13 protein-coding genes, 3 tRNA genes and 1 pseudogene are annotated in these 24,263 nt (G+C 72.7%); 5 read left to right on the forward strand and 12 right to left on the reverse strand.

From position 1 onward, the window contains the following. Positions 1 to 355: 355 nt before the first annotated feature. From ABVB68_RS06605 to ABVB68_RS06615, 3 genes are all read right to left on the reverse strand, one after another. A complete protein-coding gene (locus ABVB68_RS06605; protein WP_353599914.1) occupies positions 356 to 2,296 on the reverse strand; it encodes an HEXXH motif domain-containing protein in 1,941 nt (646 codons plus the stop codon). A gap of 22 nt (positions 2,297 to 2,318) precedes the next feature. Continuing rightward, complete coding sequence (locus tag ABVB68_RS06610) at positions 2,319 to 2,498, reverse strand: hypothetical protein (RefSeq protein ID WP_353599915.1); 180 nt, start codon at positions 2,496 to 2,498, stop codon at positions 2,319 to 2,321. Between the two features lie 86 nt (positions 2,499 to 2,584). Continuing rightward, on the reverse strand, positions 2,585 to 3,685 hold the full coding sequence (locus ABVB68_RS06615) for an effector-associated domain 2-containing protein (protein ID WP_353599916.1): 1,101 nt from the start codon (positions 3,683 to 3,685) through the stop codon (positions 2,585 to 2,587). Between the two features lie 334 nt (positions 3,686 to 4,019). On the opposite strand from ABVB68_RS06615, the gene ABVB68_RS06620 reads away from it, so the two are divergent. After that, positions 4,020 to 5,348 (forward strand): cation:proton antiporter, encoded by a 1,329-nt coding sequence (locus tag ABVB68_RS06620; RefSeq protein WP_353599917.1) that lies wholly within the window; start codon positions 4,020 to 4,022, stop codon positions 5,346 to 5,348. Positions 5,349 to 5,510: 162 nt separating this feature from the next. Here the strand turns inward: ABVB68_RS06620 and fxsT are convergent, their stop codons facing one another. The 6 genes from fxsT to ABVB68_RS06650 form a co-directional block, all read right to left on the reverse strand. After that, complete coding sequence (fxsT, locus tag ABVB68_RS06625; RefSeq protein ID WP_353599918.1) at positions 5,511 to 10,052, reverse strand: FxSxx-COOH system tetratricopeptide repeat protein; 4,542 nt, start codon at positions 10,050 to 10,052, stop codon at positions 5,511 to 5,513. Then, complete coding sequence (locus ABVB68_RS06630; protein WP_353599919.1) at positions 10,052 to 11,182, reverse strand: AAA family ATPase; 1,131 nt, start codon at positions 11,180 to 11,182, stop codon at positions 10,052 to 10,054. Before ABVB68_RS06630 ends, fxsT begins: the two co-directional genes overlap by 1 nt. Beyond that, entirely contained in the window at positions 11,179 to 12,633 is a 1,455-nt protein-coding gene (locus tag ABVB68_RS06635) for a VMAP-C domain-containing protein (protein ID WP_353599920.1), read from the reverse strand. Before ABVB68_RS06635 ends, ABVB68_RS06630 begins: the two co-directional genes overlap by 4 nt. A 408-nt stretch (positions 12,634 to 13,041) precedes the next feature. Beyond that, positions 13,042 to 13,118, reverse strand: a tRNA-Ile gene (locus ABVB68_RS06640). Between the two features lie 176 nt (positions 13,119 to 13,294). After that, positions 13,295 to 13,367 (reverse strand) — tRNA-Asn (locus ABVB68_RS06645). A gap of 6 nt (positions 13,368 to 13,373) precedes the next feature. Beyond that, positions 13,374 to 13,446: transfer RNA gene (locus ABVB68_RS06650), tRNA-Asn, on the reverse strand. A gap of 160 nt (positions 13,447 to 13,606) precedes the next feature. Here ABVB68_RS06650 and ABVB68_RS06655 point away from each other — a divergent pair. The 4 genes from ABVB68_RS06655 (at position 13,607) to ABVB68_RS06670 (ending at position 19,271) form a co-directional block, all read left to right on the forward strand. Next, a complete protein-coding gene (locus tag ABVB68_RS06655) occupies positions 13,607 to 13,912 on the forward strand; it encodes a YtxH domain-containing protein (RefSeq protein ID WP_353599921.1) in 306 nt (101 codons plus the stop codon). A gap of 62 nt (positions 13,913 to 13,974) precedes the next feature. Then, complete coding sequence (locus ABVB68_RS06660) at positions 13,975 to 15,429, forward strand: FGGY family carbohydrate kinase (RefSeq protein ID WP_353599922.1); 1,455 nt, start codon at positions 13,975 to 13,977, stop codon at positions 15,427 to 15,429. A gap of 180 nt (positions 15,430 to 15,609) precedes the next feature. Beyond that, entirely contained in the window at positions 15,610 to 17,343 is a 1,734-nt protein-coding gene (locus tag ABVB68_RS06665) for an ABC transporter ATP-binding protein (protein WP_353599923.1), read from the forward strand. Further along, the gene (locus ABVB68_RS06670; protein ID WP_353599924.1) at positions 17,343 to 19,271 is read left to right on the forward strand and encodes an ABC transporter ATP-binding protein; all 1,929 of its coding nucleotides are present in this window, start codon (positions 17,343 to 17,345) and stop codon (positions 19,269 to 19,271) included. Before ABVB68_RS06665 ends, ABVB68_RS06670 begins: the two co-directional genes overlap by 1 nt. Before the next feature lie 38 nt (positions 19,272 to 19,309). On the opposite strand, the pseudogene ABVB68_RS06675 reads toward ABVB68_RS06670, so the two are convergent. The 3 genes and pseudogenes from ABVB68_RS06675 to ABVB68_RS06685 all read right to left on the reverse strand — a co-directional run bounded on the left by ABVB68_RS06675 (position 19,310) and on the right by ABVB68_RS06685 (position 24,178). Continuing rightward, a pseudogene (locus tag ABVB68_RS06675) lies at positions 19,310 to 20,519 on the reverse strand (RNA polymerase sigma factor). 385 nt (positions 20,520 to 20,904) lie between these two features. Further along, complete coding sequence (gene dnaG / locus ABVB68_RS06680; protein WP_353599925.1) at positions 20,905 to 22,800, reverse strand: DNA primase; 1,896 nt, start codon at positions 22,798 to 22,800, stop codon at positions 20,905 to 20,907. Positions 22,801 to 22,915: 115 nt separating this feature from the next. Continuing rightward, positions 22,916 to 24,178, reverse strand: a complete 1,263-nt coding sequence (locus tag ABVB68_RS06685; protein WP_353599926.1) for an NAD(P)/FAD-dependent oxidoreductase — start codon at positions 24,176 to 24,178, stop codon at positions 22,916 to 22,918. Positions 24,179 to 24,263: the final 85 nt, after the last annotated feature.

The raw sequence follows: 24,263 nt of genomic DNA on the forward strand, positions 1-24,263 counted from the left end.
CCTGGAGGCCGACCGGGCGAGGTCCGGCCCGGCGCCGGTGAAGGGGGAGGCGGAGACGACGGTTGTGCCGGCCGCGCCGCCGGTGGCCCCGGGGGCCCTGGTACGGCCGAGGTGAACGGACCTGCCGGGTAAGGCAGGGAGGGCGGCGGGCACTGTGTCCTCCGGGTACGCGGTCCTGTCGTCCTGCGTCACATCCGTGACGCCCCCCGGCGGCCGTTTCCGGTCTCGGCCGAGCTTATCGGCAAACCGGCGCGCTGTTCGACGCTCTCGGCCCGGAACCCTGTGAAAGATCGATAACAGTGCGTCGCGGCCGTCCCCTGTGGGCCCGTTCTCCTTCCTATGTCCCGAACCGGCCCTATTGGAACCGGTGTTGGCGGGATCCGGCCAGGCCGGCGGCGAGCCAGCGGGCCACCTGCCGCGGGTCGGCCGCCGTACCGGCGATGCGCAGTTCGCGGTGGAGCGCGCGGGGCAGCTCGGGGCGCTCGAGCAGCACTCCGGCGGCGGGGTCGGCGGCGGCGAGGGCGAGGAGGAGGCCGGTCCACGCCTCCGGGGCGTCCGGGTCGTCGGCCAGCAGCCCGGCGTAGGCGTCGGCGGCGGACGGCTCCCGGGCGACGAGGGCACAGTCAGCGGCGGACGGGGTCCGGGTGACGGGGGCACGGTCGGCGGCGGACGGGGTCCGGGTGACGGGGGCACGGTCGGCGGCGGACGGGGTCCGGGTGACGGGGGCACGGTCGGCGGCGGCCGGCTGGGGCAGGTCACCGTCGGGCGGGGCGGCGAGTGCGCGCCGGATCAGGTCGGTTCGGGCATGGGTCCAGGGGGCGGCGGGGTCGGGGACGACCACGGACCCGCCGATCCGGCAGTCGGCCGGGGCGCCCGCGGAGAAGGCCCTGGCCAGGGCGCGGACGTCGTCCGGGGCGGGGCTCAGGTGCCGGATCCGCCAGCCGGTGCGGTGGTCGGTGGCGGCGAATTCGGCGTGGGCGGCGAGGTCCGGCCGGATCCGCCCGTCGGCCCACCAGGAGGGCAGCCGCCCGGCCATCCCCCGCAGGAACCGGCGCCCGTGCGCGGTCAGCCCGGGATCGGCGCCGAGAACGCGCAGGGCGTCCTGCGTCTGCCGCCTGCGTAAGGCGAACTCGAACTCGGCGAGCGGGCGTTCGGCCCGCGGCACCTCGTCCAGGTGGCGGCACCAGAAGTCGGTGATGCCCAGGAACGCGTACGCGCCCTGGAGCAGGCCGCTCAGCGGCCGGGGGTCGTCGCGCCACGGGGCGTAGTGCCGTTCGGCTCCCTCGTCCTGTTCCAGCGTCAGCAGGTGCAGCAGCGCGCCCAGTTTGGTGTGCTGGAACTCGTGGACCAGGGTGACCGCCAGGGTGACCGGATCGGGTGGCAGCGAGGCCAGCATGCCGCCGAAGGCGTCGCCGGAGGACGCGCTGACGACCACCCCGGCCCGTGCCGGCCGTACCGCCGTGATGGTGCGCAGCCCCTCCGCGACGGCGCCGGCCATGTCCGGGTCGGCGCGCGCGAGCAGCGTCATCGCGTGGCCGAACCGCTCCTGCCAGCATGCGGTCTCGTCCTTGCCGAGGCGCTCCGGGGGCAGTGGTTCGCCGAGGTCCCGGTAGGGGTCGATGTCGTCCAGCCGGACCTCCACCGGCCGCCCCGCCACCTCGGCCCGCAGCCTGCGCAGCCCCTGCCATCCCGGGGCGTCGCCGTCGGGGTCGCCGGGCGGCTCCGGCGGGCCCACGCACGCGCCGTACGGATCGACCCGGAGCCCGCCCCGCTCCACCACCGCCTCCGCCGTGCCCCAGTGCGGCCGGCCCGGTAAGCGGGCCAGGCCGAGCGTGGGGAACATCGCGGCGCCGTCCCGCAACGGCACGGTGGTGCGCAGGGGCAGCCCGGCTCGCAGCGCCGCGACGCAGCACACCGCGTGCAGATGGCCGAGGTCGGTCCACAGCGGCCCGTCCCCCCAGGCCGTGCCGGACAGCCGCCGCAGGCTGTGCGCCAGCCAGATGCCGACCTGGGGATGGAGCAGCAGTTCCCGGAAGTCCCGCGGGGCCCGCTCCTGGGCCCGGGTGAGGATGTCCCACGCACTGTCCACGGGTGGCAGCGGGCCGAGCGCGCCGGGGGTCGCGGCGATGGTGTCGAGCAGCGCCCTGAGCAGCAGCAGGCGCCTGCTGTACTCGGTGGTCCGCAGGAACCGGATCAGGTCGGGGCCGCCGCGGCCCGCGGCCAGGTCCTCGAAGTGCGCCGAGGGAACGAGGTGGTGCGCCGCCCGGGCGGGTCCGGAACGTCCGTCGGTCTGCACGGGTCTCCTCCCCCGGGGACCGTCAGTCGGCCCGTCCGGGGGTGGGGTCGCCGGCGAAGTTGATCCGCGGCCGTTCCACCTGCCGCAGCAACCGGTCGAGTGAGCGCGCGTAGACGTCCGGCTGCTGCGCGCGCAGGACGGACAGCGGGATGTCGCTGAGATCGACCAGCTCCGATCCCATGAACTCCGCGGACGTATCCATGCGACATCCCCCTGAGAACGCCCTTCATCCCGATGACTTCATGATGACGCATGGCGGAAGTGTTCGGGAAGAGCGTGATCAGCCGGTCAGGCGCCCTGTTCCGGCGGCAGCCAGCGGGCCGCCCAGTCCTTCAGCTCACGCTGCTCCAGCGCCCCCGGCTCGACCATGGCGACCGCGTCGACCAGAGCGGCCAGGCCTCCCGGATGGCGGCGGCAGGTACGGACGATGCTGATGATGTCCGGACGCGGCGCCCCCAGCCGGGGGATGGCGCCGGACAGGTCGGCGGGCAGCATGCCGAGCACGAGCTGGCGCTGGTCCCTGTCCGTCATGCCGGGCCAGCCGGCCAGCAGGTTGATCAAGTCGGTCAGCGCCGCGTCCGGTACCGGCTCCTCCCGGCGCCGCGCGGCGGGGAAGGTCAACTGGCGTACGTCGCTGGCCCAGGACCGGTACCACAGAGAGGTCGGCCGCTGCTCCCCCTCGGCGAACCCCTCGATCACGGTCTGCGCGACCGCGTTCATGTCCGGTGGCCAGCACGGGCCGTCCGCCGCGGTGAGGGCGGCGAGCGCGGCCCGGGAGAACGCCCCGGTCTGCCGCCCGGGGTCGTTGGCCGCGCGCTGCCCCGGGCCGGACGCCAGCAGGACGAACTGCTCCCGGCCCGGCAACCGGTCGCCGCCCGGCGGGAGTTCGGCGGGCAGCGACCGGGTGGGACCGAGCTCCTCGACGAAGGTCTGGCAGGAGTCCACCAGCCAGATCTGGCGCCGGAAACCGGGCAGCAGATCGGTGCTGAAGGCGTTCAGCCAGGCGTCCAGGTCCAGGTTCCGCTTGTCGTCCGCGGCGGCGTCGGCGTAGAAGAGCCTGCGGTGACCGTGCGGGTCGGTGACGCCGTGGCCGCCCCAGAACACCCACAGCAGATCCCCGTCCAGGGCGGGCAGCCGGCGCGTGAGCACCTCCTGCACCGCCTCCCGCCCTGCGGTGCCCGCGGTGACGCCGGCGTCCGGTCCGCCTGCCGAGGGCAGCGGGGCGAGCCGCAGGAAGATGTTGGCGGCGGGCACCGAGCGGGCGCGCAGCCAGGCGGCGAACCGGCGGGCGTCGGCGGCCGGCCCCGGCAGGTCCCAGGACGGTCCGGCGGCGTAGCGTTCCACGCCGACGACGACGGCGTACGTGCGCTCCGGGCGGGCGGCGGTCACGGCAGCTCCCGCGCGGGGACGCGGTGCGGCTCCGGGTGGCCGGAGTTGCCGTCCGGACGGAGCGTCGGCCTCACGCCCGCATACCGATAAAACGAAGATATGCGCGTTTCCGGCCGTACCGAACTCACGCCCTGTCGGACGCGTTTTGGAGTTCCACTCGATCCCGGCTCGCGCACTCGCGTGCCGTGGAGGAATAACACCGTCGCCACCGCTGCTCCCCACCCATGACGGCATATACCAAGTGCACTCAACAATAGGCCGTTCACCGAGTGCCCGGCTACACTCCGTATGGACTGTGCCACAGTGTGCGGCATGTGCCGGAAGGGGGCTGCCGGTGAGCGCCGACTCCATGGTCACCCACGTCGCCGCCGCTCTCGCGGTGGTGATCACGGCCTCCTACGCCCTGGGCGCGGTGGCACGCAGGCTCGGCCAGCCGGCGGTCATCGGGGAGTTATGCGCGGGCGTCGCGCTCGGTCCCAGCCTGCTGGGCCTCGCACCGGGGCGGCTCTACGAAAACCTCTTCCCGGAGCAGATCCAGCCCATTCTGACCGCCCTGGCACAAGTGGCGCTGGTGTTCTTCCTCTTCGCCGTCGGCTATGAACTGGACTTGCGTCTGCTGCGCGGCAAAGGCACGGTGACCGCCGTCTCCCTGGGCGGGTTCGCCTTTCCCATGCTGCTGGGCGCCGGAGTCGTCCTGCTCTTTCCCGGAGGATTCGCCTCCGCCAACGGCGGACATCCGGTCGACACGGCGTTCACCCTGTATATCGCGGTCGCCCTGTCCATCACGGCGGTTCCCGTGCTGGCCGGCATCATCAGGGACCAGGGGCTGGCCGGGAGCAGGCCGGGCACGATCGCCATGGCCTCCGCCGGTGTCATCGACGCCCTGAGCTGGCCGGTGCTGGCCGTGGTCCTGGTGGGCGGCGCGCACGGCTCGGCACGGACCTGGACTCTCCGACTGGCTCTGCTGGCCCTGTACGTGCTGGCGATGCTGTGCGTCGTACGGCCCCTGCTCGTGCGGTGGATGCGCAGGCCCGGTGCGCTGATGACCAATCACGCCCCCGTCGCCGTCGCCGTGGCGCTGGCATCGGCCTGCGTCACCAACGCGCTGGGGCTGCACGTGATCTTCGGTGCGCTGCTGGCCGGGATCATCATGCCCCGCCAGCCCGACGGCGTCCCCGACAACCAGTTGCTGCGCCCGCTGCAGGAGACCGGTGGCCTGCTGCTGCCGGTGTTCTTCGCGATCTCCGGGATGGCGGTCAGGCTCGACGGGCTCGCCGCGTCCGACCTGCTGCTCCTGCTGGTGATATGCGCCGCCGCGGTAGTGGGCAAGGTGACCGCCGGCTCGCTGGCGGCCCGCGTCGCGCGCATGTCCTGGCGCGACGCCCTGACCATCGGCGTGCTGCTCAACACCCGGGGGCTGACCGAACTCGTCGTCCTGAACGTCGGCTTGCAGGCCGGGATGATCGGCCCTCGGCTGTACGCGCTGCTGGTCGTGATGGCGCTCGTCACCACGGCGGCGACCGGGCCGCTGCTCGGGCCGCTGCGCCGCCCGGCCCGACGCCCCGGGGCCGGGAGCGACGGCGAGCGGACCCCGGGCAGCCGGCCCGGACCCGGCCCGGACCAGTCACCCAGCGCCGACGCCGAACCGGCACCGCAGCCGTAGGGCCTGTCGCCACCGCCCCGCGCCGGCCGGACGCACCCCACCCGGCCGGCTCGCCCACTGCCGGCCGGGCTTCCGGGACTTCCCTCCGGCTCGCCCGCTCCCCATCGGCGAACGACCGGCCGGTGAAAGCGCCGGCCGGCGCGGACTCGGCCGGCCGGGGACCTAGAAGGGCACCGGGGCGATGTCGACGTCGGCCCGCTGGCTGCTGGCGGCGGCGACGGTCGCCGGGTGGCTCTCGCCGAGGGTACGGCGGAAGCGCCGCACGGTCTCGGCGTGCAGCGTCGTGGCCTCGTCCTCGCGGCCCAGCGCGCGCAGGTCGAGGACCAGGTTGTTGGCACAGGCCAGCGTGGTCGGGTGGTCCTCGCCGTGGATGCGGGTCAGGACCCGCAGGGCCTCCTCGTCCAGTTCCAGGGCCTGCTCATGACGCCCCTCCGCACTGCGCTGGTTCGCCATGCCGATGACCGTGGTCAGGGTGAGGACGTGCTCGTCGCCCAGCGACTCGCGCAGGCCCGGCAGCGCCACCTCGAGGTGTTCCCCGGCGGCGGCGAGGTCCCCCAGGTGGCGCAGGGTGATGGCCACGTTCGTCCGGGCCGACAAGGTGTACGGGTGGCTGCCGCCGAGCTGGGCCGTATAGCGGTCGATGGTCGCCTCGCCGAGTTCCCTGGAACGCCTCAGCTGGCCGTCCTGCCGCAGGTCGTTGACCAGGTTGGCCGCGCAGGCGACGGCGTCCGGGTGCTCGGCGCCGTAACGGGTCTCGAACTTCGACAGGGCCGACTCCGCGAGCCGCAGGGCGCCGTCGTGGTCCCCCGCGCGCCGCCGGCACACCGCCAGCACCCGGGCGCAGCTGATGCTGGCGGGGTTGTCCTCGCCGTAGTTGTCGACATAGCGGGCGTAGACGTCCTCCTGGTGCGCGACGGCTTGCACGTAGTCGCCGGTCTCGCGCATGTCGATGGACAGGCCGCTGAGCGTGCTCAGGGTGTCGAGGTGGTTCTCGCCGAGCGTGAGCGCGCGCAGCCCGGCCGTCTCCGTGTCGTGTTCGCGCGCCTCCTGGTACAGGCCCATCAGCCGCAGGCCGACGCCCAGGCTGTGGGCGGCGCGGAGCGTGGCCGGGTCGTCCTCGCCGAAGGCCCGCAGGGAGCGTTCGTACACCGACCGGTTGATCTCCAGCGCCCGCGCGATCTCCGCCCTCAGCCGCAGTCCGCTGCAGAGCTGGATGAGGGCGTCCAGGGTGCCCTCGTCGTCCTCGCCCGCGACCCGGATGTAGATGTCCGCGGTGCGCTGCATCATCTCGGTGGCCTCCCGGTACTCACCGAGCACGCGCAGGACGAAGGCCAGCCACTTCGCCATCTCCAGCGTCTGCTGGTCCTCGGCGCCGAACTTCTCGGTCCAGATCTCCACCGCCTCGCGTGCCATCGACGCCGCGCCGTCGTGGTCGCCCCAGATGTAGAGGAACTCCACCATGCCCCGCACCAGGCCGCGCACCCAGGGGGAGTCGCACTCCACGGCGCGCGACACCACGACGTGCGGCAGCAACGCCTGGTAGCGCGGCCACAGTTCACGCGATCCCGGGCCGTTGGGGTTGGCGTCCGCCAGGAGCAGGTGCGCGCCGTGCCGCATGTCCGCCTGCTGCTGCGGGGACATGCGGTTGACCAGCACCGCCTGGACCAGGCGGTGCAGCTGGATGGTGTCGTGCCGGTGCTCGATCCGGGCCAGCGCGTAGACGTTGATCTCCCGGATGGCCCGGCCGAGCTTGATCGGGTGGCGCAGCGCCTCGTCCAGCTCGGGGGCGATGGTGGTGCTGCGCGAGTTGTTGAACAGGCTCCGGGAGATCGGCTCGGGCGCGAAGAACGAGCTGACCTGGAGGAGTTGGAGCGCGGCGGGGTTGCGCTGCTCGAGCTGGCGCAGCGAGACGTCCCAGGCCGCGGCCACCGACATCGGATAGTCCGGCGAGGGGACGAGTTCGAGCATCAGTTCGGCGATCTTCTCGTTGATCAGCCGCAGGTACTCGGGTACGGACATCCCCGTGACCGCCTGCCAGGCCGCCGCCTGCTCGATGGCGAGCGGCAGGTCGCCCAGTGCCTCGGCGAGCCGGTCGGCGTCTCCGTCGCTCAGGTCGCGGGCGCGGCGGCGGAGCAGCGCCTTGCTCTCCTCGCGGGTGAACACGTCGACGGACAGTGTCCTGGCCACCCGGTCCCACTCCTGGTTCCGGGAGGTGATGAGGATCTTGCCGGTGCCGCCGGTCGGGAAGTACGGGCGTACGGCCTCGACGTTCTCGGCGTTGTCGAACACCAGGAGCCACCGGCTGTACGGATGCCCGCGGCGCAGGGCCTCGCGGACCGCGGGGACCGCCCGGTTGGCCTCGCTGCTGACGTTCAGGCCCAGTCGGTGGGCGAGTTCGGTGAGCGCGGTCAGGATCATCGTCGGCTGCTCGGACGGGACCCACCACACGACGTCGTAGTCGGACGCGTACCGGTACACGTATTCGATGGCGATCTGCGACTTCCCGACACCGCCCATGCCGTGCAGGGCGTGCGGCAGCACGGCGGAGGTGTCGCCGGTCACCAGCTGTTCCCGCACCTGGGCGAGCAGGTCCTCCCGGCCGACGAAATTGGGGTTGTTCGGTGGGACGTTGCCCCAGATCGCGGGCACGGAACCGCGCGCCGGGAGCTGGGACGGCTGCTGTGCGCCCGGCCCCGGGATCTGCGTACCGCGCGACGGCCCGGCGCCCGGCTGCCCGTCGGGACTCGGTACCGGAATCCCCCGGGGCGGGGTGATGTCGGCGGTACCCCCGTCTTCGCGCTGGTGCTGACTGGCGGTGGTGTCGGTCATGATCAGGCCGTCCGTGTCGGGATTTATGTGTTCATTACTGACATCGTGGACCATGTGCTCCGTGTTCTGCGTGATCGACGCTCCAGGCAGAGCCCCTTCCAGGGCTGCGCTGATCCGTCGGGCGCGGAGCAGGTAGGGCCCCGAGAGGGCACGCAGTACAGCCAGCTCCACCCGCACGAACGGCAGGCTCTCCGCCGTCACCTGAGGATCGGGCACCTCTTCCGGGGCGAGCAGCGCGCCGTGCAGCCGGCGGGCCGCCTCGAAACGGTCACCGTAGAAATCGGACACCGAACTCACCACGCGCGCGGTGTCCGCGCGCATCGCGGCGGACAGCAACTCCTCGCGCGCGCCGTCGACGAAGTCCAGGGGGAGGCGGGAGTCCTCTGCCTGCGGTTCGCCGGGCGGGGTCTGTTCGACGAGGCCGCTCAGGAACAGCTCGGCCAGATGCACCGGTTGGGCCTCCGGCACCAGCTTGCGCTGTACGTCCCGCACCAGGCGGGGTTCGAGGATCGCGGCGGCCAGATGGGTGGCCAGCCGGAAGGCGGTGGGCGTCGCGTGGCTGCGGAAGCGCCGGATGCGCTCGCGCACCGAGGGCGCCGGAGGGTCGGACGGGGGCTCGCGGACCTCCGGTCCGGGCCGCTCCGGAACGCCCAGCAGCAGCACGTTGGCGTCGACCCAGCCGGGCTCGTCCCCGGCCACGAGAGCGGCCCACCGGCCCAGCCAGTCGGCGTCCAGCTCCAGCACCGGGACGGCCACCGTCCACTTGTCGGGCGGCGGGTCGAACGGGTCGCGCCATTCCATGGGGAAGTCCACGGACAGCTCGGTGTTGCGGGCCCCCGCGCGCGGGCTGCGCAGGCGCACCTGCCGGGGGACCAGGCCGGTGCGGTGCCAGTCCCGCTGGGACAGCAGGTGCACCACGGCCACCGGTCCGGCCGCCGACCACAGCTCCAGAGCCTGCCGGCCGGCCTCGGTCCGCCACAGCGGCCCCAGGCCGTCGGTGAGCACGAGGACGATCCGGCGCCCGGTCCGGTCCACCAGCTCGCCGGGGACGCCGGCGCGGCCGTCGCCGGCGTCCGGGCCGAGCAGCACCGCCTCCGGCCCCTCGGGGCCCTCGCGCACCCCCAGCCGGCGCACCCGTACATCGCGGAAGGCGCCCAGCCGCTCCGCCAGCGCGGTGAACTCCGTGATCGTCTGCCGCCAGATCATCATGGTCGCGTGGTCGTCCACGACCAGCACCAGGTCGAAGCGGCGTTCGTCCGCCGACCGCACGTACGGCAGCCACAGGCCGTCCTCGGCGGCGTGCTCGGCGGTGGCCTCCTCGTCCAGCTCGACGTCGAACGCCGAGGGCACCACCTGCTTCAGCGGCCGCAGCCGACGGCTGATCTCCGGCGCGTCCGGCAGATCGGGTCCGGGCGCCGCCTCCTCGGCCCGGAGGTAGGCGACCCTGAGGCCCGGTCCGGCCCCCGGCACGGACACCGCCGGGCCCACGGACCGCGGCAGCGACGGCACGACGGCCGACCCGTCCGGCGGCGGCAGCTCCGGCCACGCGGCACCGGCCGCCCCGCCCCTGCCGCGGTCCGGCCCGCCGTCCGCCGCGCGATCGCCGTCCCCCGCGGGGCCCGTCCGCGCGCGGTCCGCGGCACCGGGAGACCCGCCGGGACCGGTCCCGTCCGCAGGCGGCCGCCCGGACTGCCCGGACTGCCCCGGCAGGTCGGGCACGTCGGGCAGCCCGGAGAGCCCCGGCGGCGTGGACGGCCGGGGCCGGGGCGGGCCGGCGGACGGGGGCAGCCGCGCCGCCAGCGTCTGGTAGGCGTGCAGCCACAGCGCCTCCGCCAGCTCGAAGGGCTCCGGGTACCGGCCCGGCTCGTCACCCATCAGGGCGCTCCCGACAGTTCGCGCCAGAGAGCCTCCAGCAGCTCGCCCCAGGACTCGTCCTCCTCACGGACGCCGGCCGTGCGCAGATAGACGGCGTTGAGCAACTGGTCCGTGGCCAGTCCGCCGTTCTCCCGGCTGCGCTCCACGAACGCGCGGATCAGGGCGTCGTGCCGGCCGTCCTGGTCCCGGAAGTGGGAGGCGATCATGGCGGCGAGCTGGTCCTCGCGCGGCGGTGAGACATTCAGCCTGACGCAGCGGCGCAGGAAGGCCGGCGGGAACTGCCGCTCCCCGTTGCTGGTGATGACGACGAAGGGGAAGGCCCGGCAGCGCACCCGGCCGTCGGTCACCGTGACCGTGCCGTCCGGGTCGTCCGTGAACACCTGCGCGTTCCCCTCCCGGCGGCGGGCGCGGACCAGCTCCGGGATGTCGTACGAGCCGTTCTCCAGTACATGGAGGAGGTCGCTGGGCAGGTCGATGTCGCTCTTGTCCAGCTCGTCGATGAGCAGGACGCGGGGCAGCTCGTAGGGCAGGAGGGCGGTGCCGAGCGGGCCGAGCCGCACGAAGTCCCCGATGCGCGGCTCCCCGCTCTCCCCGCCGCTGCCGGCCGGTCCGGCCGCGCCCTGCGGTGTGCCCGGTGCTCCGGAGGGTGCCGGGGCGCCGGCCGGGCCACGGGCGAGCGAGGCCTGGGCCCGGCCGATGGCGTCGTACTCGTACAGACCGGAGCGCAGGGTGCTCCGGGAGGTGATGCCCCAGTGCAGTACGCGGCCGAGGCCCAGCTCGCGCGCGACGAGATAGGCCAGGGTCGACTTGCCGATGCCGGGCCGGCCCGTCACGAGCAGCGGGCGGCGCAGCAGCAGGGCCGTGTTGATCATGTCGATGTCGTGCGGGTTCTGCCGGGGGGTGGCGCGGCCCACGGCACCGAGCCGGCGGTCGGTCTCGGCGCTCTCGGCCGGCACGGGCGGCAGCACCGGGCCGCCGTCGAAGTTCCGCCAGGCGGGCGGCGGGGGCAGTACGTCGGCCAGGCGGATGTCGGTCAGCGGCTGGCCGGTGCCGCGGTAGAGCCACCAGCTGCGACTGCTGACGGTCCCTCCGTTCCCGTTGCTGTGGACCGGGTGATGGACACCGCTCATGAATCCCCCTCGGCGTTGTGTCCGCCACGCGCGCTCCCGGGATCCGTCTCCGGGGAGGACCAGTCGACGATGCGGTTCGGGTCGTCGAAGAGAACCGCGAGATGGCGGCCCGCGTGCGCGTCCCGTTGCGACGCTGCGGCGGTGGCCGCTTCGTTCCGCAACTGCTGGACGCGCTGCGGCAGTTCGATCGCTTTTCCTTTGATGAGCTTTTTGACCCGCCGCCGGAACTCACCCGGCGGCGCCGGCCGGCGGTCCCAGACCGCCAGCGGCACCCCGGCGCGCAGCGCGGCCTCCAGCGAGGCCTGGCTGCCACCGGGTCCCGGCAGCGGGGGCGCGTTGAGCGCGACGGAGACCAGTCGTTCGTCGGCGGTCAGCCTGCTGGTCCACTGGACGGGGTCGTGACCGCGCCGGCCCGTGGTGTCCCAGTGGCAGACGATGCCGGCGTCCGCCGTCATCTGCTGCCAGCGGTTGTGCCACCGCCGGTGGAACTCCCGGGCCCGCATGCGCTCCAGGCTGCGCAGCACCACCGGATAGCTCAGGCACAGCGCGGTCGCGGACGAGGACTGCGAGGCCATCGGCAGCCATTCCATCGGGTGGTTCAGCAGATGGAACGGCAGCACGAATTCCAGCACCGGCCGGCCGGGGCGCCCGGCCCACTCCTTCTCGGCGCGGACGACCAGCCGCTCCACGGTGGCCTCCACGTCACTCAGGGCCACGATCTGGTCCTCTCCGCGCTCCGGCCGCCAGGGGCCCGGACGTATCTGACGCCAGTGGGACAGCAGATAGCGGTCCGGGCTCATCCCGTGTCTGCTCAGCTGGATAACGAGACAGGCGGGAGCTGGTTGTGCCGTCGGGGCCTGTGCGATCTCCGCGCGCAGCGCCTTGAGCTGGGCGCCGAGGCCGAGCTTGGCGGCCTGGGCGTCGTTCCATTCGCGCAGGCCGTCGGCGACGGGCCGGTGGGCGTCGGAGTCCTCGAGCGCGGCGAGCACGTGCTCGACCAGTGCCGTCACGGGGAGCAGGCCGTCGGCGCGGGCGTTGACGCCGGCGAGGAAGTCGAAGGCCTCGCGGAGAGTGGACAGCCGCCGGTCCGGGAGCGCCAGGTCACCGGCCGCCGCGTACAGCAGCCCGCGTACGTCGAGGTGGCGGACGCGGGCCAGCAGCGCGTGCACCTCCCGTAACTCGGCCTCGGACAGGACCGCCAGCACCGGGGAGGTGACGACGAGTTCCCGGATCCTGAGCACGGGGGTGGAATTGGGTGCGTAGTCGTGCAGGGTGGCGACCAGCTCGGGCAGCCCGCGGGGCTCCTGCAGGCAGGCGCGGACGATCTCCAGCATCTCCAGCCGGGTCCGGCCGTGCCGCCGGATGTTGCCCAGCTCGGGTAACCGGCTCGCCAGCATACTGATCAAGAGATCGCGCCCCTCCGGTGCATCGAGTCCGGTCACCGCGCACATCTGATCAACAAGCTCACGCTCGAGCCCTGGCGCATGACCGCCATTTCCTTCGCCGTACAAGCGCTCCCCCGTCTCGGCCCGGGCCTCCCAACCTCCCGTCGGGGCAGGGCAGACCGGGCTCCGCCGCCCTGTGTCCAGGGTATGGCCCACGCCTGACACGTCGCCACCCTGTGCGACGGGTTGGATACCCGGGGAGCGGCACCGGCGGGCCCGGGTGAGGAGTCGTCACGCCTCCGGGACACACACGCGCCCGGCGGACCGGATGAAGGGGAGGAGATCGACCGGCGGGACCGGCGGAGCCGGCCGGAGCGGTTCGGCGGCGAGGGCCCGATAAGGGCGAGGCACCGCGCCTGCCCGGCCCTTCGGCAATGCCGGTGCAGGTGAAAACGTTCCTGCACCGACGAGCGGTGGTGGGGCGGGTGGGACTCGAACCCACGGCCGACGGATTATGAGTCCGCTGCTCTAACCGGCTGAGCTACCGCCCCATAGCGGCGTGTCGCGTACATGTGTGCGCGCCGTCTGCCGCAGCATAGCCGCTCATACGATCTCCTGCTTCGGATGGTCGGCTTCCGCGCTGCTCATGACCTTGAGGACATCGCCGCAGGCGCGACGGTTCCCGCGGACATGAAAAAGGACCCCGGAGGGGTCCTCGTTCAGCGTGCTCCCCCGACTGGACTCGAACCAGTAACCTGCCGGTTAACAGCCGGCTGCTCTGCCAATTGAGCTACGGAGGACCGAAGCTCCCCCGACTGGACTCGAACCAGTAACCTGCCGGTTAACAGCCGGCTGCTCTGCCAATTGAGCTACGGAGGATCGCCTCGATTGCATCGAACGCACCTACCCGGGTATTCGCCAGGGGGCGGGCGCTCGCTGCGACACATACATTAGCGCAAGCAGGGGGGTGCTCCGCCAATCGGTATCCCCCCGGCGCCGACGCCGCACCAGAGACCTACGCAAGAGAAGGGTGGCAGCCATGCGCTACCGGCTCACGTTCGTCGCCGGACTGGCCCTCGGTTACGTACTCGGCACGAGGGCCGGACGCGAGCGCTACGAGCAGCTGAAGAAGTCCGCTCAGCGGATCGCGCAGAACCCGGCCGTCCGCAACACCGCGGAGAGCGCCGCCCAGCAGGGCCGCGTCTACGCCGGCAAGGCCTTCCACACGGTCAGCGACAAGGTCGGCGACCGCGTCCCGGCCTCGGTCGCCCAGCGGGTCCGCTCGCTTCGCGAGCGCAACATCAACGGCACGCCGGAGGACGACTGGGGCACGAGCAACACCTAGCGGTGACCGCCGCGGGGCGCCCTCGGCCGAAGCAGCCGCGCGGGTACGGCAAAATCCTCGGTATGGGGATAGTCGCCGGGTTGGACAGCTCGCCCGATTTCACTCGCATCGTCGTCTGCGACACGGACACGGGCGCCGTGCTCAGGCAGGGGTATGCCCCGCATCCGGTCGAGGCGCCGGACGGCGGCGGCCGGCCCAGTGACGTCGACCCGCAGGCCTGGCTGCTGTCCCTGGGCGAGGCGGCCGGGGGCGGACTGCTGGAGGGCGTGCAGGCGATCGGCGTCTCCGCCCAGCAGAACGCCCTGGTCCCGCTGGACGCCCAGGGCAACACCGTGCGCCCGGCGATGGTCGGCGGCGACAAGCGCGCCCAGGTGGCGGCGGCCGACCTGGTCGACGCCCTGGGCGGCCGGGAGGCCTGGGCGCAGGCGGTCGGCTGCGCCCCGCAGGCCGCACAGCCGGTCACCAAGCTGCGCTGGCTCGCCAAGAACGAACCCGAGAACGCGCTGCGCACGGCCGTCCTGCTGCAGGCGCACGACTGGCTGGTCTGGCAGCTGCTCGGGCGGCCGGTACGGCGGACCACCGATCGCGGTGGCGCCTCGGGCACCGGGTACTGGTCCGCGGCCACCGGCGGCTACCGGCCCGAACTGGTCGAGCTGGCCCTCGGCCACCAGGCGATGCTGCCCGAGGTGATCGGCCCGGCGGACGCGGCCGGCACCACCCCGGAGGGCCTGCTGATCTCCGCCGGCACCGGGGAGACCATGTCCGCCGCGTTCGGGCTCGGGATGGGGCTCGGGGACGCCGTCGTCTCCCTCGGGGCGTCCGGATCCGTGATGGCCGTGCACCGGGAGGCGCTCGCCGACCAGTCCGGGATGATCACCTCGCTCGCCGACGCCACCGGCATGCACCTGCCGGTCGTCACCACCCTGAACGCCGTACGGGCCCTGCGCGGCACCGCCGAACTCCTCGGGCTGCCGGATCTGGAGAGCCTGTCCGACCTGGCGATGAAGTCGACGCCCGGTTCGCACGGGCTGGTGCTGCTCCCCTATCTGGAGGGCGAGCGGACGCCGAATCTGCCGCACACCGCGGGGACGCTGGCGGGGCTGCGCCGCGAGTCGATGAAGCCCGAGCATCTGGCGCGGGCCGCGTTCGAGGGCATGCTGTGCGGGCTCGGCGACGCGCTGGACGTGCTGCGCGGGCGGGGCGTGGAGGTACGGCGGATCTTCCTGCTGGGGCCGGCCGCCGAGCTGCCCGCCGTGCAGGCGGCGGCGCCCGCGCTGTTCGGTGTGCAGGTCGTGGTGCCGCAGCCCGCGGACTACGCGGCGATCGGTGCCGCCCGGCAGGCCGCATGGGCGCTCGGCGTGTCGCGGGGCACCCTCGATCCGCGCACCCCGCCGGCCTGGCAGGGCGCGGCGGCACAGGTGCTGGAGCCGGGCGACGAGCTGGCCGTCGGCCAGGCGGTACGGCAGCAGTTCACGGCGGTGCGGGAGCAGACCCACCCCGGCGCGTTCCAGCTGTAGGCCGCGAGCCGGTTCCGGGCCGCGGTCCGGGGGACGGCGCCGGCCGGAGGTCCGCCGGACCCGTAAGGCGGTACGCGGTTCGGCCCTCGGGTTAATCGGTTGAGGTAACACGGGTGGAGTGCCCGACGATAGGGGCCAGGGGCACACCCCGCCCCCACCGCCGACTCCGAGAGACACAGCGTGCTCATACGACTTCTGCGGACCTATCTCAGGCCCTACAGGAAACCCATCGCCCACCTGGTGCTGCTGCAGTTCCTGCAGACCTGCGCCACCCTCTACCTGCCCACCCTGAACGCGGACATCATCGACAAGGGCGTCGTGAAGGGGGACACGGGATACATCCTGTCCTTCGGCGCCCTCATGATCGGCATCTCGCTGGTACAGGTGGTGTGCAACATCGGTGCCGTGTACTACGGCGCCCGGACCGCCTCGGCGCTCGGCCGGGACGTGCGCGGCGCGGTCTTCGACCGGGTGCAGTCCTTCTCCGCCCGCGAGGTGGGCCACTTCGGGGCGCCCTCACTCATCACCCGTACGACGAACGACGTACAGCAGGTCCAGATGCTGGCCCTGATGACGTTCACGCTGATGGTGTCGGCGCCCATCATGTGCGTCGGCGGCATCGTCCTCGCCCTCGGACTGGACGTGCCGCTGTCCGCGGTGCTCGTCGCGGTGGTCCCGGTGCTCGGCATCTGCGTCACGCTGATCGTGCGCCGGCTGCGGCCGCTGTTCAGGGCGATGCAGGTCCGGCTCGACACGGTGAACCGGGTGCTGCGCGAGCAGATCACCGGCAACCGCGTGATCCGCGCCTTCGTCCGCGACGAGTACGAGCAGGGCCGGTTCGGACGGGCCAACGGCGAGCTGACCGACATGCAGCTGGCCACCGGCCGGATGCTGGCGCTGATGTTCCCGATGGTCATGACGGTGGTGAACGTCTCGTCGATCGCGGTGGTGTGGTTCGGCGCACACCGCATCGACAGCGGGCAGATGGCGATCGGCGACCTCACGGCGTTCCTCGCCTACCTGATGCAGATCGTCATGTCCGTGATGATGGCCACCTTCATGTTCATGATGGTGCCGCGCGCCGAGGTGTGCGCCGAGCGCATCCAGGAGGTCCTGACGACCGACTCGAGCGTGGTGCCGCCGGTGGCACCGGTCACCGAGCTGCGCCGGCACGGCCTGCTGGAGATCCGGGACGCGGGCTTCCGCTATCCGGGTGCCGAGGAGCCGGTGCTGAAGGGCATCGACCTGACGGCCCGGCCGGGCGAGACGACGGCCGTGATCGGATCCACCGGCAGCGGGAAGTCGACGCTGCTCGGGCTCGTCCCCCGGCTGTTCGACGCCACCGAGGGCGTGGTGCTGGTCGACGGCGTGGACGTGCGGGACGTCGAGCCGAGGCTGCTGGCGCGCACGGTCGGGCTCGTGCCGCAGAAGCCGTACCTGTTCGCGGGCACCGTCGCCACCAACCTGCGCTACGGAAATCCGGACGCCACCGACGAGGAGCTGTGGCACGCGCTGGAGGTGGCGCAGGCCAAGGGCTTCGTGAGCCGGCTGGAGGGCGGCCTGGACGCGCCCATCGCGCAGGGCGGCACGAACGTCTCGGGTGGTCAGCGCCAGCGCCTGGCCATCGCCCGCACGCTGGTGCAGCGCCCGGAGATCTACCTCTTCGACGACTCCTTCTCCGCGCTCGACTACGCCACGGACGCCGCGCTGCGCGGCGCCCTCACCGCGGAGACCGCCGAGGCGACCGTCGTCATCGTCGCCCAGCGGGTGGCGACCATCCGGGACGCCGACCGGATCATCGTGCTGGACGAGGGCCGGGTCGTCGGCTCCGGACGGCACCACGAGCTGATGGCGTCCAACGAGACCTACCGGGAGATCGTGCTCTCCCAGCTGACGGAAGCGGAGGCCGCCTGATGGCCGGGCCCATGGGACGCATGATGGCCGGGGGCGGCCCCGACCAGCGCTCGATGGACTTCAAGGGGTCGGGCAGACGGCTCGTCGCCCAGTTCAGGCCCGAACGGACCACCCTCTACGGCCTGCTGCTGTGCACGGTCGTCAGCGTCGGCCTGAGCGTGGTCGGCCCGAAGATCCTGGGCAGGGCCACCGACCTGGTCTTCGCCGGCATCATCGGCCGCCGGATGCCGGCCGGGGCCACCAAGGAGCAGGTGCTCCGGTCGATGCACGAGCGCGGCCAGGGCCAGGTCGCGGACATGCTCAAGGGCACCGACTTCACCCCCGGCCAGGGCATCGACTTCCATGCCGTGGGGAACGTCCTGCTGGTCGCGCTCGGCACCTTCCTGGCCGCCGGCCTGCTGATGGCCGTCGCGACCAGGCTGACCAACCGGGCCGTGAACCGGACGATGTACCGGCTGCGGGAGGACGTGCAGGGCAAGCTGTCGCGGCTGCCGCTGTCGTACTTCGACAAGCGGCAGCGCGGCGAGGTGCTCTCCCGCGCCACCAACGACATCGACAACATCGGGCAGACCCTCCAGCAGTCGATGGGGCAGCTGATCAACTCGCTGCTGACCATCGTCGGCGTGCTCGCGATGATGTTCTGGGTGTCCTGGATCCTCGCCCTGGTCGCCCTCGCCACCGTGCCGCTGTCGTTCGTGGTGGCCACCCGGGTCGGCAAGCGCTCGCAGCCGCACTTCGTGCAGCAGTGGCGCACCACCGGCAAGCTCAACGCCCACATCGAGGAGATGTACACCGGGCACACCCTGGTGAAGGTGTTCGGGCGCCAGGACGAGTCGGCGCAGCAGTTCGCCGAGCAGAACGAGGCGCTGTACGAGGCGGGGTTCAAGGCCCAGTTCAACAGCGGTGTGATGCAGCCGCTGATGATGTTCGTCTCGAACCTCAACTACGTGCTGGTGGCGGTCGTCGGCGGCCTCAGGGTCGCGTCCGGTGCCCTGTCCATCGGCGACGTCCAGGCCTTCATCCAGTACTCGCGGCAGTTCTCGATGCCGCTGACGCAGGTCGCGTCGATGGCCAACCTGGTGCAGTCCGGTGTCGCCTCGGCCGAGCGGGTCTTCGAACTCCTGGACGCGGAGGAGCAGGAGGCGGATCCGGTACCGGGCGAGCGGCCGCAGGAGCTGACCGGGCGGGTCCGCCTGGAGCACGTGTCGTTCCGGTACGACCCGGACAAGCCGCTGATCGAGGACCTGTCGCTCACCGTGGAGCCGGGCCACACGGTCGCCATCGTCGGCCCGACCGGCGCCGGCAAGACCACGCTGGTGAACCTGCTGATGCGGTTCTACGACGTCTCCGGCGGGCGCATCACCCTCGACGGCGTGGACATCGGGAGGATGTCCCGGGACGAACTGCGGTCCGGCATCGGCATGGTGCTCCAGGACACCTGGCTGTTCGGCGGCACCATCGCGGAGAACATCGCGTACGGCGCCGCGCGGGAGGTCACCCGGGGCGAGATCGAGGAGGCGGCGCGGGCCGCGCACGCCGACCGGTTCGTGCGCACCCTGCCCGACGGGTACGACACCGTCATCGACGACGAGGGCACGGGGGTCAGCGCCGGTGAGAAGCAGCTCATCACCATCGCGCGGGCGTTCCTGTCCGACCCGGTGATCCTGGTGCTGGACGAGGCGACGAGTTCGGTGGACACCCGCACCGAGGTGCTGATCCAGAAGGCGATGTCCAAGCTCGCCGCGGGGCGGACGTCGTTCGTGATCGCGCACCGGCTGTCGACGATCCGGGACGCGGACACGATCCTCGTGATGGAGAACGGGTCCATCGTCGAACAGGGCGCGCACGCGGAGCTGCTGGCCGCGGGCGGCGCGTACGCCCGGCTGTACCAGGCGCAGTTCGCGCAGGCCGTGGCCGAGGTGGACTAGGGCGTGGGCTCGGCGGGGGCCGCGGCGGCGGCCCCCGCTCAGTCCAGGTAGCCCCTCAGCTGGTCCGCGAAGGCGTGGTCCCGCAGCTTGTTCAGGGTCTTGGACTCGATCTGCCGTATCCGTTCGCGGGTCACCCCGAACAGGCGGCCTATCTCCTCCAGGGTGCGGGGGCGGCCGTCGATGAGGCCGTAGCGGAGCTGGACGACCTTGCGCTCGCGTTCGCCCAGCGTGGTCAGGACCGCGTCCAGGTGCTGCCTGAGCAGCAGGAACGCGGCGGACTCCACCGGGCTCGCCGCGTCGCCGTCCTCGATGAGGTCGCCGAGGGCCACGTCGTCCTCCTCGCCGACCGGGGCGTGCAGCGACACCGGCTCCTGGGCGAGGCGCAGCACCTCGCCGACCCGCTCGGGCGGCAGCTCCAGGTGCGCCGCGACCTCTTCGGCGGTCGGCTCGCAGCCCCGCTCCTGGAGCATGCGGCGCTGGACGCGGACCACCCGGTTGATCAGCTCCACGACGTGCACCGGGACGCGGATGGTGCGGGCCTGGTCGGCCAGGGCCCGGGACATGGCCTGGCGGATCCACCAGGTGGCGTAGGTGGAGAACTTGTAGCCGCGCGCGTAGTCGAACTTCTCCACCGCCCGGATCAGCCCGAGGTTGCCCTCCTGGACCAGGTCGAGCATGGTCAGGCCGCGGCCGACGTACCGCTTGGCGACGGAGACCACGAGCCGCAGGTTGGCCTCGATCAGCCGGCGCTTGGCCATCCGGCCCAGGACCACGAGCCGGTCCAGGTCCTCCGCCAGCCGGCTGTCCAGGTCGGGCGTGGTGCTCAGCTTCTCCTCGGCGAACAGGCCGGCCTCGACCCGGCGGGCGAGGTCGACCTCCTCCGCCGCGGTGAGCAGCGGGATGCGGCCGATCTCGCGCAGGTACTGGCGGAACAGGTCGGCGGAGGGGCCGCCGGTCTCGGCCCGGGTGGCGGCCGGTGCGCCGGCGGGCTCGGTGGCCTCCAGCGGCTCGTCGGCTTCCGCGGGCTCCTCGACGAGTGCCTCGGCCGGGGGCTCGGCCGGCTCGGCGGGCCCCCCTTCCGGGTGCAGCGCGCCGCGGCTCTGCGGGGGCACGGCCACGAGGACGTCCGGCTCCGCGTCCGGCTCGTCCCCGGCGGTACCGGTGACGCTGTCGGTCTGGGTGAGGGTCTGGGTCTGCACGGGGGCGACCTCCAGGATGATCGCTGCTGAAGGTGTGCGGCAGCGGCACTTCGGGAGTGGAGAGTCGACGGCCTGCGCTCCGAGGACTCGGGCACCGCCACCCAGTGTGGAGTACGACACATCCCCGCCACGAGGGGCGTGCGGTGACTTTTTGCGTCCGGACCGTGACCGGCTGCTGATCCGGGCGGGGGAACCGGGCGCCCCGTTCGGCTCCGATCAGGGAGGATCCCCAGGTGCCCGGCCTTGTCTACGCAACCCGGGTGACCGTCGGTTGTGCCGGCTGCGTGAGGAGGTCCTGCCGCACGACGTCGGGGAAGAGCGGCCGCCGCCGTCGAGTGGCGCCACCTCGTCGTCGGGCACCCGCAGTTCGCGGAACTGGAGCGGGAGTTCGCGCGGCGGCCGGTGCGGGCGTGACGCTCGCGTCCGAGCCGGCGTCAGAGGGCGGCGGCGCCGCGCGTCTTCAGTGCCTGGTCGTACTGCTGCAGGACCCACAGTTCGTTCCCCGCCGCGGCCAGCTCGGCCGGATCGCCGCCCGCCTCCAGGCGCCGGACGGTGATCTGGATCTCCCGGACGCGGCGCTCCACGGCACGGCGGCGGACGGTCACGAGCTGTTCGCCCGCGTAGTTCTCGTCCACGGTCCTGCGCATGATCGCCTCCACGGCCAGCTCCGTGACCATGGCGCGAACCGCGTCGTCGGGGGCCGCCGCGCGCACGCGGACCAGGTACTCCTGGGCGTCCTGCACGCCGGACTCGGCGCCGCCCGCGTCCAGGATGGCCTGGCGCACGGCGGCGTAGGGGGCGGCGGTGAACTCGTCGACGCCGTACGCGTCGAAGGCCGGGGAGACCAGTTCGGGGCGTTGCAGGGCGAGCTTGAGGAGTTCGCGCTCGGTGGCGTAGACGGGATTGCGCAGCTGGAGCGCGGGGCCCCCGGTGACGGGGCGGGCGGCGGACTCGTACGCCTGCGGGCTCGCGGGGGCCGGTCCCTTGCCGCCGCGCTCGCGCGCCCAGCGGGCCAGCTGGGCCACGCGCCGGACCACGAACTGGGTGTCGAGGATGCCGAGCATGCCGGCCAGTTCGACGGCGACCTCGTGCTGGGCGCCGGTGTTCTTGATACGGGCGACGATCGGGGCGGCCTCGTCCAGGGCGGCGGCGCGGCCGGCCGGGGTGTCGAGGTCGTAGCGGCTCATGATCTGGCGGAGCGCGAACTCGAAGAGCGGGGTGCGGGGTTCGGCGAGCTCGGCGACCGCCTCGTCGCCCTTGGCCAGGCGCAGCTCGCAGGGGTCCATGCCGTCGGGAGCGATGGCGATGTACGTCTCGGCGGCGAACTTCTGGTCGTCCTCGAAGGCGCGCAGGGCGGCCTTCTGTCCGGCCGCGTCGCCGTCGAAGGTGAAGATCACCCGGGCCGAGCCGTTGTCCATCAGCAGCCGGCGCAGGATCTTGATGTGCTCGCTGCCGAAGGCCGTGCCGCAGGTCGCGATGGCCGTCGTCACGCCGGCCAGATGGCAGGCCATGACGTCGGTGTAGCCCTCGACGACGACGGCCCGGCTGGTCTTGGCGATCTCCTTCTTCGCCAGGTCGATGCCGTACAGCACCTGGCTCTTGCGGTAGATCGCCGTGTCGGGGGTGTTGAGGTACTTCGGGCCGTTGTCCGCCTCGTACAGCTTGCGGGCGCCGAAGCCGACGACCTCGCCGCCGATGTCCCGGATGGGCCACATCAGCCGGCCCCGGAAGCGGTCGATGGGGCCGCGGCGGCCCTCCTGGGACAGCCCGGAGAGGACCAGTTCCTTGTCGGTGAAGCCCTTGCCGCGCAGGTGGCGGGTGAGGTGGTCCCAGCCCTGGGGGCTGTAGCCGACGCCGAAGTGGACGGCTGCGGCCTGGTCGAAGCCGCGCTCGGCGAGGAAGATCCGGCCGGTCTCGGCCTCGGGGGTGGTGGCGAGCTGCTCCGCGTACCACTGGGCGGCGATTCTGTGCGCCTCGACCAGGCGGATGCGCTCGCCGCGCTGGTGGGCCGGGTTGTACCCGCCCTCCTCGTAGCGCAGGGTGATGCCGGCCTGGGCGGCGAGGCGCTCGACCGCCTCCGAGAAGGAGAGGTGGTCCACCTTCATCACGAAGGTGATGGTGTCGCCACCCTCCTGGCAGCCGAAGCAGTGGAAGAGTCCCTTGCTCGGGCTGACCTGGAAGGACGGCGACTTCTCGTCGTGGAACGGGCACAGGCCCTTGAGGTTCCCCCCGCCCGCGTTGCGCAGCTGGAGGTACTCGGAGACCACGGCGTCGATCGGGACCGCGTCCCGTACCGCCTTCACGTCCTCGTCGTTGATCCGTCCTGCCACGCGTGAATTCTACGGGGGCGGACCGACACACCTGGGACGCGTGCGGCGCCTTCGAAGGCGCGGGGAGCCGCGCGGGCGCCCGGCAGCCGTACGCCTGCCGGGCCCGGCGGCCCGCCTAGGCGAGCGACTCCAGCGGCAGGTGCGGATCGGCCAGCGCTTCGAGGTCCACCGGCTCCGCTGCCCGGACCAGCCGCTGGATGTGCTCTGTGACATCCCACACGTTCACGTTCATCCCGGCCAGCACGCGTCCCTCCTTCACCCAGAACGCGATGAACTCGCGCTTGCCCGCGTCGCCCCGGATCACCACCTCGTCGTAGGACCCCGGCGGCGCCCAGCCGCTGTACTCCATCCCCAGGTCGTACTGGTCGGTGAAGAAGTACGGGACGCGGTCGTGGACGACGTCCTGGCCGAGCATCGCGCGGGCGGCGGCCGGGCCGCCGTTCAGCGCGTTCGCCCAGTGCTCGACCCGCAGCCGGGTGCCGGACGGGGCGAACGGGAAGGAGGCGACGTCGCCGGCGGCGTAGACGTCGGGGTCGGAGGTGCGCAGCCGCTCGTCGACGACGATGCCGCCGCCCTGCGACCGGTCGGCGATCTCCAGTCCCGCCGCCTCGGCGAGGCCGGTCCGGGGAGCCGCGCCGATCGCCGCGAGGACGTCGTGCGCCGGGTGCTCCTCGCCGTCGTCGGTGCGGGCCGCGAGGACCATGCCGTCCTGGCCGATGATCTCGGTGAGCTGCACCCCGAAGTGGAAGCGCACGCCGTGCTCGCGGTGCAGTTCGGCGAAGACGTTGCCCAGTTCGGGTCCGAGGGCGCCGTGCAGCGGGGTCGGGGCCGGTTCGATCACCGTGACCTCGGCACCGTACTCGCGGGCCGCCGCGGCGACCTCCAGGCCGATCCAGCCGGCGCCCGCGATCACCAGGTGCCCGTTGTCCCGGCCCAGGGAGGTCAGCACCCCCTTGAGGCGCTCCGCGTGCGCGAGGCGGCGCAGGTGGTGGACGCCCGCGAGGCCGGTGCCGGGGATGTCGAGCCGGCGCGGCTCGGCGCCGGTGACGAGGAGGAGCTTGTCGTAGCGGACGAGGGTGCCGTCGTCGCCGTAGCGGACGGTCTTCGCCGCACGGTCGATACGGTCCACGGTCTGACCGAGGTGCAGCTCGATGTCGTTCTGCGCGTACCAGGCGGGTTCGTGGACGAAGACGCTGTCGCGTTCCTTCTTGCCGAGCAGGTAGCCCTTGGACAGCGGAGGGCGCTCGTAGGGGTGGTCGCGCTCGTCGCAGATCAGTATCACCCGGCCGGTGAAGCCCTCCGCCCGGAGCGTCTCGGCCGCCTTGGCGCCGGCGAGGCCGCCTCCGACGATGACGAATGTCTGATCCGCGTCGACCACTTGATGCCTCCTGGTAAGGGTGCCGCCATATGCGAGCGTCCCGCACGCGGCGTGTTGCGGGAAGAGGGGGTGCCCCGATCAGGCC

Origin of the sequence: Streptomyces sp. NPDC096012 (assembly GCF_040426375.1) — a bacterium.
Taxonomy (GTDB): domain Bacteria; phylum Actinomycetota; class Actinomycetes; order Streptomycetales; family Streptomycetaceae; genus Streptomyces.

Bases quoted from the DNA above. Each gene is read 5' to 3' on its own strand.
- ABVB68_RS06670 (WP_353599924.1), top strand. From the start codon at position 17,343: ATGGCCGGGCCCATGGGACGCATGATGGCCGGGGGCGGCCCCGACCAG.
- fxsT (WP_353599918.1), bottom strand. From the start codon at position 10,052: ATGGGTGACGAGCCGGGCCGGTACCCGGAGCCCTTCGAGCTGGCGGAG.
- ABVB68_RS06630 (WP_353599919.1), bottom strand. From the start codon at position 11,182: ATGAGCGGTGTCCATCACCCGGTCCACAGCAACGGGAACGGAGGGACC.
- ABVB68_RS06655 (WP_353599921.1), top strand. From the start codon at position 13,607: ATGCGCTACCGGCTCACGTTCGTCGCCGGACTGGCCCTCGGTTACGTA.
- ABVB68_RS06610 (WP_353599915.1), bottom strand. From the start codon at position 2,498: ATGGATACGTCCGCGGAGTTCATGGGATCGGAGCTGGTCGATCTCAGC.
- ABVB68_RS06635 (WP_353599920.1), bottom strand. From the start codon at position 12,633: ATGTGCGCGGTGACCGGACTCGATGCACCGGAGGGGCGCGATCTCTTG.
- ABVB68_RS06660 (WP_353599922.1), top strand. From the start codon at position 13,975: ATGGGGATAGTCGCCGGGTTGGACAGCTCGCCCGATTTCACTCGCATC.